The sequence below is a fragment of the Streptomyces griseobrunneus genome (assembly GCF_046713465.1).
Taxonomy (GTDB): domain Bacteria; phylum Actinomycetota; class Actinomycetes; order Streptomycetales; family Streptomycetaceae; genus Streptomyces; species Streptomyces microflavus.
This window is the reverse complement of the sequence record NZ_CP177080.1, coordinates 5847726-5859641: the sequence shown is the minus strand read 5'-3', so window position 1 is coordinate 5859641 and position 11916 is coordinate 5847726. Positions and strand designations below refer to the sequence as shown.

Genomic DNA, 11916 nt, shown 5'->3' with positions numbered 1-11916 from the left:
CCATTCCACCCGTGGATGCGCTACGAACCCTCGCTGAAGCGGACGGACCAGGCGTAGCCGCTCAAGGTGTCGTGCGGGACCTGCCGGACCTCTCTGACCTGGCAACCGTCGTGCGCGTATTTGAGCGCGAACCGGTCGAGACGCTGCGCGTCGGTCAGTTCCTCCATGGACAGCGGCGCCCCGACCACGAGGTCCTCGTGAAGGACGTCGCCGGTCGCGGAGCCGTCCGAACAGGCCGAGCAGTGATGCGTTCTGGGTAGGGGCATACCGCCAGTGTGCGCCTCACCCGCCGCTTTGTTGACCACAGCGGCCAGGGAACAGGGGATCGGCACCCCGTGTCAGGTGCCGAGCGGCTCGGCCTCGTCCCCGTCGTGCCGCTGCCCGTCCTGCGGAGTGCGGCCCGGCCTCGGGGCCGCGAGCCACTGCCGCACCACGAAGACCGCCGCCACGGCCGAGACCAGCAGGAAGAGCAGGGAGATCCCGTCCGACAGCACCGCCAGCACGACTGCCCCGCCGCCCCCGACATCCGCTTCGCGGGCGACGATCTTGGGGTCGTCCGCCTGGTACCGGACGGTCATGCGGGCGCCGACAGAGCTCCTGCCGCCCCGCTGCCCACCGGCAGATCCGCCACCACGGTCCGCCCACCGGCCTCGAACTCGACCTCGCACTGGCCCGCCATGCACGCGCCGCTCGCGTACCGCGTCGCCTGTGCCCGCTCACCGTCCTGGAGGGAGCGCAGGTGCTGCGCAGCCGGAAACATCACCAACGCCGACAGCGCGCCCAGGAGCAGCCCGAGGACCAACGACATCAACAGGGCCGCACGAGGGTTGGAGCGGTCTGCACCCGCAACCCCCTGGTGCGCGGAGGAGGAGCCTGCGTGGGCTGTGCCGTCCAGGTCGCTCGCCATCCCTTCCAGCTCGTGCGGCACACCCCATAGGTGGGCCGCACCTCGTATCCATGATGCTGAACAGGCTAAATCGTGAGCCGAGTTGGCTTCATGTGCTGATGTCGGCAGACCGGACACGACACGGCTGCCCGCTGTCGGCAACGAAGGCCGACAGAGTCCCGATGACCTCGCGTCGGAGCACTCGCCGCAGGTGGTCGTCAACGGTCAACGCCCCCGCAGCGGCTCGCTGCGGGGGCGTTCTGACCGGTGGGCGCGGACGGTTTCGAACCGCCGACATCTGCTTTGTAAGAGCATCCGTCGAATAGGCGTGAAACCGCCGAGAAGTTCCGAGAGCTTCCGAGAGTACCGGAAGGCATTCCACCCCTCCGAATCACGGAATTCCCGAGACCTTCCGAGAACTCCCGAGGGGGGTTTGTGGACTCTTCGTGGACTCACGCCGACTCCTGCTCCGGCACGACCCGAAGTCCACTACGACCGGTGAGCGCCGCCCGCACGTTCTCGCGCGCGCCCTCGCTCTCGTGCGTGTAGACCCACGTCACCCGGCCACCGCGCTCCTGGCCGAGCACTGACTGGGCGTCCTTCTCGGAGATGCCCGCGTGGTGTAGCACCGACGTCACCCGGTGCCGGTACTCGTAGATCCGCGGCCACCACTCAACGTGCCCCGTCTCCGGGTTGACGACCTCGCGCGCGACCCCGGCCTGCGTGATGGCCTTTCGCCAAGGCCGCTTCGACATGTTGTTGGCGTTCAGCGCCTGCCCACGGGGCCCGCGGAATACCAGCTCGGCCACCGCGAGGTCGGACCCGTCTCCGATCCGCGAGCGGGTCGCGTGCGGCTTCCACTTCTCCTTCATGAACTGGATCGCCCCGAAGGCCGTTGGGGTGAGGGGCACTGTACGGAACCCGGCCTTTGTCTTCGGCGCCGCCTGGCGCCGAAGCTTGCCTTTGTCGAGGACAAGGATCTCCTTGATGTGGACGAGCATCTCCTCCTCGTCCACGCAGTGAAGCCGGAGACCGGCATACTCCCCCGGCCGCATGCCGGTCTCGTGGGCGAAGTCCCGGAGGATCACCTGGTAGTACGCGGGAAGCGCGGCGTGGATGAGTGCGTACTGCGCCTCGGTCGGCGGCTTCAGGTCGTCGGGGTGCTTTTCCACCCGGGGGGTGGTGATCTCCAGGTGCAGCGCTGGGTTGATGGAGATCCGCTCGCCGTCCTTGATTGCGGCGTCAAGCAGCGCGGTCAGCAGCTCCTTGCACCGCTTCTGGCTCTCGTGCCCCTTCACGTCCTTGCTGAGCCACCGCTGAAGTTCCATGTACTCCAGGTCGATGAGCCTGTACCCGCCCCACTTCTTGGCGATGTGGTTCTTCCACACCCCTTGCTTCCGGTTCCGGGTGGTGATGCGCCCCTTCTTCTCCTGGACTTCCCACCACTCCACCCACCATTCGGCGAGGGTGATCTTGCCGCGCTTTGGATCACGGTAGGTGCGGTCTCGGACTGCGGTGCGGATCTTGTCGAGGAAGGCGTCGGCTCCGTCGTCGCCGGTTTTCTTCTTGAAGTTCCGCGCTGTCTGCTTCCCGGTGGGGTCGCGGTAGCGGGCCTGCCAGCTGCCGATGCAGTCGCGCCGGGCCTTGCGCTCGCCGTGCTTGGCTGGCGGGTACTCCTCCATGCACAGCGTGCATCCGCAGTTCTTGGATCTGATCTGGCGTGGGTTGTTGATCGGCTTACGCGCCATGGGTCACCGCCTGCTCTCCTGTCCTCTGCTGTGGAATGCGAGGGGCCAGGTCGAGCGGCTCCCCACAGAAGCAGCGTGCACCGAACAGGGGCTGTGGCACGGCGAGTTCGATAAGAATCGCCCGTGCGGCGGTGACCGTGTGTTCGCGGTCGAGGCCGGGCGGCAGGGCGATGGTCTGGGTGGTGGCGTCGAACGGCGGAGCCGTACCGATCGACGCGAAGCGGACGCGCATGCACATGCTGACCCCCGTGTACGCAGGCGGGATGGGAACCTGCGGCCGAAGGGGGAGGGCAACGGCCGTGAGCACGACCGTACCCCTGAGTGGTTGAGAATGCGACCACTGTTACAGGAGATGACGACCCGTCATAAGCAGGGAGTGACGGACTCCATTTAACGGAGACTCACGACAGGGCGGAACGGTTGCGTTCGTTCAGCGCGCGGAGCTCTACCTCTTTGTCGGCCTGCTGCTCAGCGGTCAGCCCGCGGAAGAGTTCGAGGAGGCGCTCTTCTGCGGCCGGGCTGAGTGGACCGGGGGTCTTGCGGCCGGCGGCGGCGAAGATCTGGTCTTCGGTGAACTTGGGGTAGGCCGCGGCGAGGGCGCGCAGCGCCTCCGGGCGGGGCTGCCGTTTGCGGTGGACCCAGGTGTTGACCGTTGATACGGACGCGCCGATGGCTCCCGCGATCTGGCTGTCGTTCACGCCGTACTCGTCCTTCAGGCGCGCGAGCAGCTGGGCAAGGTCTTCGGTGGGGGTCGTATCCTCTGTGGCCACGGGCTAAGGGTGCCCTCAGCCTTCTACTTTTCGCAAGTAAAAGTAGAAGCGTGGGGCGTTCTCGTACGGCGCGTGACCTCCCCGTCACGCCCCGACGCACTGGCATATGACGCCACCATAGAACGCGCGTTCGAAGATCGCCACCACCGGAAAGCTCTCGGAGGTTCTCGGCAGTTCTCGTTGACACGACTACGACAGCGACTGTAGAACTGTCACAGCGCCTCAGAACGAGGAGCTCACACGCAACAACAAGCCGAGGTGCCCATGCCGAAGGTGCTCCGCAACGGCGAAGGGCAGCCACTCCGCGACGCACTGAAGCGGCAGCAGCTCACCCTCGACCAACTCTCCGAGAAGACCAAGCAGGTCGACCCGGAGGGGCGCGGCGTCAGCCCGGCCACCATCGCTCGACTTACCGGGCGCGGAACCACCGCCCGGGAGCGCACCGAGCTCCGCACGGCATGGCTCATCACCGAGGCACTCGACGACCGCATGCACGCACTGTTCAGCCGCACGCCAACACATTCGACCGCGACAGTAGAAAGGTCAAGCTCCGATGCCGACGAAGAGTGAGCGACTCACTGACCTCCCGGCCGGACTCGTGCCCCTCCTGACCATGCGCGAGATGGAGACGTACTACGGCGTCTCCGACTGGCAGATCCTCCAGTGGATCAAGGCCGGGATGCCCGTCGCCCCGTTCGCCGGCCGCCAGCGCCGGTTCGACATCGACGAGGTACGGGCGTGGATGGCGACGCAGGGATCGGACTCCGAACTCGTCGCCACGAACAGGTGATTCACCGCAATTGACCTGCCGAGTTGGCGCACTGCCATCTGTCACACCGCGGGGTCGCCCGCACCGCCAAGTACCGGACGACCCCAGACCCAACCTCACCGAGAGAGGGAGGCAGGCCGTGAAACCACAGGCTAGCCCCAAGATCACCCCGCCAGGAGCGGGACGGGAGCCGGAGCTCCTCGTCCGCGCCCGAGCAGGCGACCGGGAGGCATTCGCCACCCTGTACAACGTCCACGCCCCGGAAGTGTCCCGGTACATCCGCGGCCGCGTCCGTGACGTGCATCTCGCCGAAGACCTCACGAGCGAGACGTTCCTCCGCGCGCTGAGCCGTATCAGCACGTTCAGCTGGCAGGGCCGCGACTTCGGCGCCTGGCTCGTCACCATCGCCCGCAACCTGGTCGCCGACCACTTCCGGTCGTCCCTCACCAGGCTGGAGGTCGTCGTCGGGGACGCGCTAGACACCGACGCGGTGGTCGACAGCGCCGAGGACATGGGGCTGCGCAAGCTGGCCGCCTTCGAGGCCGCCGACACCGTGCACGCCGTGCTCCTGAAGCTCACCCACGAGCAGTACGGCGCGATCCAGCTCCGGTACCTCCGGGAGCTGTCGCTCACCGAGACCGCCACGGCGATGCGCCGGAGCGAGGGCAGCATCAAGCAGCTCACGCACCGCGGCATGGCCACGATGCGCCGCCGTCTGGCGGTGGCGGCATGAACAAGAACCTCCCCGCCGCGATCACGATGGTCCGCGAGCTCCTCGCCTGTGACGGCGACGTCGCGAGCACCATCGGTCACGCCCTCGACGGGGCCGGCCTCCTGGTCGACCCCGAGCGCACCTTCGGGACGGTGCTCCGCCGGACCCCGCAGGGATGGGCCCCGGTCGCACCGGCCACCCAGCCCGCTCCGCCGGAGCTGACGGAGTTGGAGCAGCAGGCGTCGGACTGGGACGCGGCGTGCGAGCGCGCCGTGCAGCTGGTCGACGTCGTCCGCTCCACGTACGCCGCAGAGCCGGACTTCGTCGGTGTCCGGGCTGACCGCGACACCGTCGTCATCACCCTCCAGATCACCGAGCTGTCCCGGTGGGCCGGGTGGATGGCCACGCTCGGCATCGTCGAGCACCAGCTCACCGGCCTCGACTACGTGGTCTGCGGCCGCACGACGATCGGCGACGTGCCGGTGACCGTGCTGGCGTACGACCTGCCGGAGGTGCAGCTCGCCGCCCAGGCCAAGGCCCGCCGCCCGTACCGGCACGCAGGACTCATCTACGACCTGGCCGTCGGGCACAAGGACATCACCGGCGACACCTGGTTCTTCCACGGCGACTACTCGGCGGAGGGCATGCCGCTCCTGTCGACGGACGGCCGGCCCGAGCGGTGCAGCCTGGCCGCCGTGGTCGACCTGCTCGGCCCGATCCTCCCCGTCCGTGAGCCGGTTGCGGCCGCGCAGGGCGGCGAGCGCGGATGACGGAGCAGAAGCCCCTGGGCCGCGAGGCGCTCGATGCGTTGATCGGCGACGTGGAGCCCGCGACCGACGACCTCCTTCTGACCTTCGCGAAGGCAGTTCGGGACTGTCGGGAGCACGAACACCCGAAGTGGGAGGACCTGTACTGCATGAACCTCTCGTCCTACATGGGCGAGCGGATCGCGCCGGTGCTACGGCGCCTGTTGGACGCCGAAGCCGGGCACGAAGCTGGCTACCGGAAGGCGATCGAGGTCATGCGGCAAGAGGGTCTGCCCATGTCGGTGGGCCTCCTGGAGGCTCAACTCGAACTCGACACGGCCGAAGCTGAGGGCCCCGCCGCGGGCTGGCTGGCCTCCAGGAAGGCCCTGCTAGGCGACTTCCTCCAGTGCTCCGCAGACCGGTGCTCCTTCGGCGAGTGGTCCTCGAAGGCCGAGGAGCGCGGCTGGGTCCGGCGCGGTGACGGCTGGCTGTGCGTGCAGTGCGCGGACTCCGCCGACGAGCGCGCCGAGATCGTCGCCCGCATCGACGCCGGGACCTGGGGAGCTCCGGCCCTCAGCTACCGGGCTCAGCAGCTGCTCGCCCACATCCAGGACGACCCCGGCACTCGGTGGAAGACCGGGCGCGCGGAGCAGGTGTACGCCGAGCTCGGCTACCCGAAGCGCGGCCGCCGCCACAACGCCCGGGGCGACCTGCACGAGCTTGCCGCCCGCGACCTCCTCACGGTCCACGGCCCCGACGACGGCCGGTACTTCCTCCTCGCCCAGCAGATGGAGGGGGGCCGATGACCGGGCCCGAGCACTACCGCGAGGCCGAGCGCCTGGCGGACAGGGCGCACCACTTCACCTACGGCGACGGCGCTGACCCGGTCACCGGGGCCGCGCTTGCCGCCGAGGCACAGGTGCACGCCACCCTCGCTCTCACCGCCGCGACCGCCATGCAGGCCGCCGTCGACGGTTCCGAGCCAGGCATGGGCGGCGGCGAGTTCGCTGCCTGGTACGAGATCGCGGGCGTCAAGCCGGGTGAGCGCCGATGAGCGCCTACTCGCGGGCCTACCAGGGCCTCGTCCGGGGCGGCATGTCCGCCACCGAGGCCGCGAACGTCCTCGGCCAGCTGCGGGCGGAGACGGGGGCGGAGCTGTCCGCCGGCCTTCTCGCCCGCGCCACCGAGACGTACCGCCAGATGCCGACCGACTCCAACGCGATCAAGCGCCGGAAGACCGCCCGGTTCGGCGCGGTCCGCGACGCCGCCGACTGGGTCATCACCGCCACCACCACCGGCCGCCTCACCACCACCCCTCAGCAGCGCGACCACCGGAGCAACACGTGAACTTCTCCTTCACTCCCGCCACCCGAGAAGCCGCCAAGGCCCGCATCGGCCTCCAGGGCCCGGCCGGTTCCGGCAAGACAAAATCCGCCCTCCGTATCGCCGAGGGCCTCGCCAAGGGCGGCTCCATCGGCGTCATCGACACCGAGCGCGGCTCCGCCCTCACCTACGCCCCCGTCCCCGGAAAGCCCGAGCTCGGTGGCCACGAGTTCGGCCACATGCCGATGGACACCCACGACCCCCGACACCTGATCGAGGCCATCGCCGCCGCCCGCGCCGCCAACATCGGCGTGCTGATCGTCGACAGCTGGTCCCACTTCTGGAACGGCCGGGGAGGCCTCCTCACCATCGTGGAGGAGGCCGGCCGGAAGCCCGGAGCGGGTGGGTCCTTCGGCGGCTGGCGTGAGGGCAACCCGATCGAGCAGGACATGCTCGACGCCCTCCTGAACTACCCGGGCCACGTCATCGCCACCATGCGCACCAAGGGCGACTACGTGATCGAGGGCAAGAAGGTCACCAAGGTCGGCGTCAAGGCAGTCCAGCGTGAAGGTGCCGAGTACGAGCTCGGGCTGATCCTCGACATGGTCGAAGGCACCGGCAGCGTCACGAAGACCCGGTACGAGCCGCTGGAGGGCCTGACGATCCACCACCCGGGCGAAGACCTGGCGGACATCATCCTTGAGCAGCTCGGCCAGGGCGTGGACCCGATCGAGGTCCTGATGACCGACCTGACGGACGCCGAGCTGACCTACGAGGGTGCTCTGGCTCTGCACGCTCGGGCGAAGAACCGTGGGCTGCTGGACACGGGGCAGCTGCACCCGAAGACCGGTGAGCCCACGACGATCGGCGCGCTGATCGCCGAGTACGGGACGGCGCTTCGTGCGCAGCCCACCACTCAGGCTCCGGCCGGGCCCACGCCGCACTCCATCTCCGACGCGGTCGCCGCCGAGGGAGCAACCGGCCCGGACCGGCAGCCCGCTGCCTTCGGCTCCTCGCCGGTGTCGGCTCCGCAGATGCGGATGATGCACGCCTGCTTCGCCAAGGTCGGCCTCGGCGCGAAGGACCAGCGCGAGGAACGGCTCCGCGCCACCGGCCTCATCATCGGCCGCCAAGTCGCCACCGCCAACGAGCTGACCTTCGACGAGGCCGCGACCCTCCTCGACACCCTCACCGCGTACGGCGACTTCGACAACCCCGTCGATGAGTTCACCGCCATGGTCCAGGGCCTCGAAGACGAGTTCGCCAAGCAGCCCGCCCACGCCTGAACCACCACTGACCGCGGGCCCGGCCGCCGACTCCCGGCCGGGCCCGCACCACCCCAGAGAGGAGGACACCCAGTGGTGGACCCCACCCCCGAGCAGACCGACGCCATCGACACCTACGGCGACGGCATCGACCTCGTACTCCAGGCCGGCGCCGGATGCGGGAAGAGCTCGACGCTCAAGATGATCGCCCGGAGCGACCCGCGCCGACGGATGGTCTACGTCGCGTACAACAAGGCCATCGCAGCCGAGGCGTCGCGGAGCTTCCCGTCGACCGTGCTGTGCAAGACCGGCCACGGCCTGGCCTACGACCCCCGGTACAACGAGCGGCTCTTCGGCCCTCGCCAGACCGCGCACCAGGCCGCTCAGGCCCTCGGTGTGAAGGAAATCCTCGGCATCGTAGGCGCGACCCCGTCCATCCCGACGGACATCGGCCCTCGGAAGCCGATGACCGGCAAGATCATCATGCGGGCGGCCCTCGACACGATCACCCGCTGGTGCCACAGCGCCGACCCCGAGATCCGGAAGTGGCACGTCCCGCAGTACGACGGCCTCCTCACCGAGCAGCCCCGCACCGAACTCCTCGCCCTGGTACTCCCCGTGGCCCTCGCCGCGTGGGCCGACCTCACCGACGAGACCGGCGGGCTGAAGCTCAGCCACGACCACTACCTGAAGATGTGGGCGCTCAGCGGCCCGAAGCTCCAGACGGACGTGGTGCTCCTCGATGAGGCGCAGGACACCAACGACGTCCTGTCCGCCGTCCTCCTGGACCAGGACCATGCCCAGCGGATCGCGGTCGGCGACTCCGCCCAGCAGATCTACAGCTGGCGCGGCGCGAACGACGCCTTGGCCCGCTTTGTCCGCGAGCTCGGCGCACCCGAGCTGACGCTCAGCCAGTCCTTCCGGTTCGGCCCGGCCATCGCCGCCGAGGCGAACAGGTGGCTCCGCGTCATCGACGCCCCCCTCCGCCTCACCGGCTACGACCAGGCCGACTCCACCGTCGGCCCCGTCAGCACCCCGGACGCGATCCTCTGCCGCAGCAACTCCGGCGCGATGGGCATCGTGATGGAGGGCCTGGCTGCCGGGCGGCAGGTCGCGCTCGTCGGCGGAGGCGGGGACATCAAGGCCCTCGCCTGGGCCGCCGAAGCGCTCCAGTCCGGCGGCGTCACCGACCACCCCGAGCTCATGGGCTTCCCGTCCTGGGACGCGGTGTGCGAGTACGCCGAGGAGGAGGACGGCTCGCTCAAGGTGCTCGTGAAGCTGATCAACGAGCACGGCACCGGGCCGATCCTCGCGGCCGCCGACGCCCTGGTCTCCGAGAACCGCGCGGAGCTCGTCGTCTCCACCGCGCACAAGGCCAAGGGCCGCGAGTGGCCCGCCGTCCGGATCCACTCGGACTTCCGGGCCCCAAAGCCGGACCCGACCACCGGGCACGTCCTCCTCCCGCGTGAGGAGGGCCGGCTTGCGTACGTCGCCGTCACCCGGGCCCGCCAGCAGCTCGACGCCGAGGCCCTCGCTTGGGTCGACACCATCACGGCGGTGAGCGCATGAGCATCGTCGAGTGGGTCGTCATCGGCCTCGTCACCGCCTGGGCCGCCGCAATCGCGGGCGCGGGCGTCCTGCTCCGCATCGCCGACGAGGACGACTTCGCCGCCGGCCTCGACCGCCTCCGTACCGCCATCGCCACCGCGGACATCGAGACCGAGCCCGGCGGCCCGTCCGCCGAGCTCATCGACTGCTGGGCGATCTGGCCCGACGCCCCCACCCACGCCGGAGAGGACGGCACCCGATGACCACCGACATCCGGCGGGCCTGCAGGGGCGCGGACACCGAGGAGTGGTTCCGCGACCGGGAGAAGGGCCTGGCGGCGAAGGCAGCCACGAAGCGCGCGCAGAAGGTGTGCGCCCGGTGCGCCGTCCGCGTCGAGTGCCTCTCCACCGCGCTGATCGAGGAGGACGGGACCGGCCGGGACTACCGGTTCGGCGTCCGGGGCGGGCTCACCGGCCTGGACCGGGCCTATCTCGTCGAACGCGGCAAGCGACAGAAGGGCCGCGCCACCTGACTCCGGGTGCGCGGACGCGACCTCCCGCTCCGTCCGCGCACCCGGCCACCACCCCCAACCACGGAAGGACAGCACGCGGTGACGACCCCGCCCGAGTGCACGCACTGGATCGGCCCTGAGCGCCGGTACTGCCGTGCGCTCGACGCGGTCCGCCGTTACCTGCCTGGCCTCCGGTGTCCCTCCCACACCCCGTCAGCACTCCGGGGGCGGCCGGAACCGCCGCCCGGCCCCGGTTGGCCGGCGGGCGCCTGGACCACCCCCTCACCCCAGAGCGCGTCCGCGCTCGTCGACCACCGGGCGGTCGCCTCCGGCAAGCGCCGGGCTCCCGCCCACACCTACCGAGCAGCACAACGAGCAGTGCACGAAAGGAAGTCATGAGCACCACCGAGCCCACCGCCGAGGACACCGAGCAGGTCGTCCGCCCGTTCGCGGCGTTCCTCCAGGACCAGTCCGGCGGCCAGCTGCACGACGAGCTGTCCACCCGCCTGCACGAGCTCATCGAGGCCGTCCGCGAGACCGGAAAGGCCGGTGCCATCGCGCTGAAGATCGACGTCAAGCCGATCGCGGGCACCGACGGCCGGACCGTCACTGTCACGGACACCGTCACCTCGAAGGTCCCGCACACCGAGCGCCCGAAGAGCATCTTCTTCGTCGACGACACCGGCAACCTCTCCCGCACCGACCCCCGCCAGCCCGTCATCACCGGCCTCCGCGAGGTCGAGCCCACCCCCGCCCCCACCCAGCTCAGGAGCGCCAAGTGACGCTGAACCGCTACGACAACACCATGCCGTCCGACCTCAACGGCACCCAGGCCGTGATCGACGTCGCCATGCGCGCCGCCCAGCCCCACCAGCTCGAACCCGGGAACTTCTACACCCTCGTCACCCCGGGCGGCGGCGTCCAGAAGGTCGACCTCACCGGCCCCGAGCACACCGGCGTCCCGGCGCGGAAGTCCGGCACCACGTTGGTCCGCGACGTCGACAGCTTCCTCGCCTACTTCGACAAGCACGGCGACGACCACTCCGAGGTGTACGCGGACGTCGAGCGCCGCACCATCACCGCGGTCCTCGACGCCCACACCGGCGAGGACGCCCGCTGGGGCGGTCACCGCGTCGAGCTCCACCTTCGCGAGACGTCCGCCTGGCGGGCCTGGACCTCCATGGACGGCCAACTGGTCCCGCAGGGCCAGTTCGCCGAGTTCATCGAGGACAACCTCGTTGACCTGGTCGAGCCGACGGCCGCCACGATGCTGGAGCTCGCCGAGTCCTTCGAGGTGACCACCTCCGCCGAGTTCCAGTCGTCCCAGCGGCTCGACTCCGGTGCCCGGAAGTTCTCGTACGTCGAGGAGCAGACCGGGAAGGCCGGCCACAAGGGCGACATCACCATCCCGGCGACGCTGACCCTGGCCCTGCGGCCTTTCGAGGGCACCGAGCCCTACAAGGTGATCGCCCGCTTCAAGTACCGCCTGGACAAGGCGAAGGGCGAGCTGCGCCTCGGCTTCAAGATCGAGCGCCCCGGCGATGTCCTCGCCGCAGCCTTCGCCGACATCCGGACGCTCATCGATTCCGACGTCCCGATGGCCGTGCTGAACGGCGCACCCGCACACCGCTGATCCAC

At 69.7% G+C, this 11916-nt stretch carries 19 protein-coding genes; 13 read left to right on the top strand and 6 right to left on the bottom strand.

The features are described from left to right. Positions 1-20: 20 nt before the first annotated feature. The 6 genes from ACK8N7_RS26680 to ACK8N7_RS26655 form a co-directional block, all read right to left on the bottom strand. The gene (locus ACK8N7_RS26680) at positions 21-266 is read right to left on the bottom strand and encodes a hypothetical protein (protein ID WP_043972032.1); all 246 of its coding nucleotides are present in this window, start codon (positions 264-266) and stop codon (positions 21-23) included. Between the two features lie 72 nt (positions 267-338). Continuing rightward, on the bottom strand, positions 339-578 hold the full coding sequence (locus ACK8N7_RS26675) for a hypothetical protein (RefSeq protein ID WP_403208479.1): 240 nt from the start codon (positions 576-578) through the stop codon (positions 339-341). Further along, the gene (locus ACK8N7_RS26670) at positions 575-808 is read right to left on the bottom strand and encodes a hypothetical protein (protein WP_403208477.1); all 234 of its coding nucleotides are present in this window, start codon (positions 806-808) and stop codon (positions 575-577) included. Before ACK8N7_RS26670 ends, ACK8N7_RS26675 begins: the two co-directional genes overlap by 4 nt. A 530-nt stretch (positions 809-1338) precedes the next feature. Continuing rightward, positions 1339-2634, bottom strand: coding sequence for a tyrosine-type recombinase/integrase (locus tag ACK8N7_RS26665; protein ID WP_500444360.1), 1296 nt, complete (start codon positions 2632-2634; stop codon positions 1339-1341). Further along, on the bottom strand, positions 2624-2866 hold the full coding sequence (locus tag ACK8N7_RS26660) for a hypothetical protein (protein ID WP_500444359.1): 243 nt from the start codon (positions 2864-2866) through the stop codon (positions 2624-2626). Before ACK8N7_RS26660 ends, ACK8N7_RS26665 begins: the two co-directional genes overlap by 11 nt. 169 nt (positions 2867-3035) lie before the next feature. Beyond that, positions 3036-3404 carry a helix-turn-helix domain-containing protein gene (locus tag ACK8N7_RS26655; protein WP_500444358.1) on the bottom strand — a complete coding sequence of 123 codons (369 nt, stop codon included), beginning with the start codon at positions 3402-3404 and terminating at the stop codon, positions 3036-3038. Between the two features lie 264 nt (positions 3405-3668). Here ACK8N7_RS26655 and ACK8N7_RS26650 point away from each other — a divergent pair, with 264 nt between their 5' ends. From ACK8N7_RS26650 to ACK8N7_RS26590, 13 genes are all read left to right on the top strand, one after another. Beyond that, the gene (locus tag ACK8N7_RS26650; RefSeq protein WP_500444357.1) at positions 3669-3974 is read left to right on the top strand and encodes an XRE family transcriptional regulator; all 306 of its coding nucleotides are present in this window, start codon (positions 3669-3671) and stop codon (positions 3972-3974) included. Beyond that, a complete protein-coding gene (locus ACK8N7_RS26645) occupies positions 3958-4194 on the top strand; it encodes a helix-turn-helix transcriptional regulator (protein ID WP_500444356.1) in 237 nt (78 codons plus the stop codon). Before ACK8N7_RS26650 ends, ACK8N7_RS26645 begins: the two co-directional genes overlap by 17 nt. A gap of 118 nt (positions 4195-4312) precedes the next feature. Next, positions 4313-4906: a sigma-70 family RNA polymerase sigma factor gene (locus ACK8N7_RS26640; RefSeq protein ID WP_500444355.1), complete on the top strand. Its 594-nt coding sequence runs from the start codon at positions 4313-4315 to the stop codon at positions 4904-4906. Further along, positions 4903-5655 (top strand): BN159_2729 family protein, encoded by a 753-nt coding sequence (locus ACK8N7_RS26635; RefSeq protein ID WP_500444354.1) that lies wholly within the window; start codon positions 4903-4905, stop codon positions 5653-5655. The genes ACK8N7_RS26640 and ACK8N7_RS26635 overlap by 4 nt, the downstream gene beginning before the upstream one ends. Continuing rightward, positions 5652-6437 carry a hypothetical protein gene (locus ACK8N7_RS26630; RefSeq protein WP_500444353.1) on the top strand — a complete coding sequence of 262 codons (786 nt, stop codon included), beginning with the start codon at positions 5652-5654 and terminating at the stop codon, positions 6435-6437. Before ACK8N7_RS26635 ends, ACK8N7_RS26630 begins: the two co-directional genes overlap by 4 nt. After that, positions 6434-6685: a hypothetical protein gene (locus tag ACK8N7_RS26625; protein ID WP_500444352.1), complete on the top strand. Its 252-nt coding sequence runs from the start codon at positions 6434-6436 to the stop codon at positions 6683-6685. The genes ACK8N7_RS26630 and ACK8N7_RS26625 overlap by 4 nt, the downstream gene beginning before the upstream one ends. After that, complete coding sequence (locus ACK8N7_RS26620; protein WP_500444351.1) at positions 6682-6978, top strand: hypothetical protein; 297 nt, start codon at positions 6682-6684, stop codon at positions 6976-6978. Before ACK8N7_RS26625 ends, ACK8N7_RS26620 begins: the two co-directional genes overlap by 4 nt. After that, positions 6975-8240 carry an AAA family ATPase gene (locus ACK8N7_RS26615; protein WP_500444350.1) on the top strand — a complete coding sequence of 422 codons (1266 nt, stop codon included), beginning with the start codon at positions 6975-6977 and terminating at the stop codon, positions 8238-8240. Before ACK8N7_RS26620 ends, ACK8N7_RS26615 begins: the two co-directional genes overlap by 4 nt. Before the next feature lie 72 nt (positions 8241-8312). Further along, positions 8313-9788, top strand: coding sequence for a UvrD-helicase domain-containing protein (locus ACK8N7_RS26610; protein ID WP_500444349.1), 1476 nt, complete (start codon positions 8313-8315; stop codon positions 9786-9788). After that, positions 9785-10030, top strand: coding sequence for a hypothetical protein (locus ACK8N7_RS26605; protein WP_500444348.1), 246 nt, complete (start codon positions 9785-9787; stop codon positions 10028-10030). Before ACK8N7_RS26610 ends, ACK8N7_RS26605 begins: the two co-directional genes overlap by 4 nt. After that, a complete protein-coding gene (locus ACK8N7_RS26600) occupies positions 10027-10299 on the top strand; it encodes a WhiB family transcriptional regulator (RefSeq protein ID WP_500444347.1) in 273 nt (90 codons plus the stop codon). Before ACK8N7_RS26605 ends, ACK8N7_RS26600 begins: the two co-directional genes overlap by 4 nt. A gap of 374 nt (positions 10300-10673) precedes the next feature. Beyond that, complete coding sequence (locus ACK8N7_RS26595) at positions 10674-11060, top strand: YfdP family phage-associated protein (protein WP_500444346.1); 387 nt, start codon at positions 10674-10676, stop codon at positions 11058-11060. Further along, entirely contained in the window at positions 11057-11911 is an 855-nt protein-coding gene (locus tag ACK8N7_RS26590) for a DUF2303 family protein (RefSeq protein ID WP_500444345.1), read from the top strand. The genes ACK8N7_RS26595 and ACK8N7_RS26590 overlap by 4 nt, the downstream gene beginning before the upstream one ends. The last annotated feature ends 5 nt before the right edge of the window (positions 11912-11916 follow it).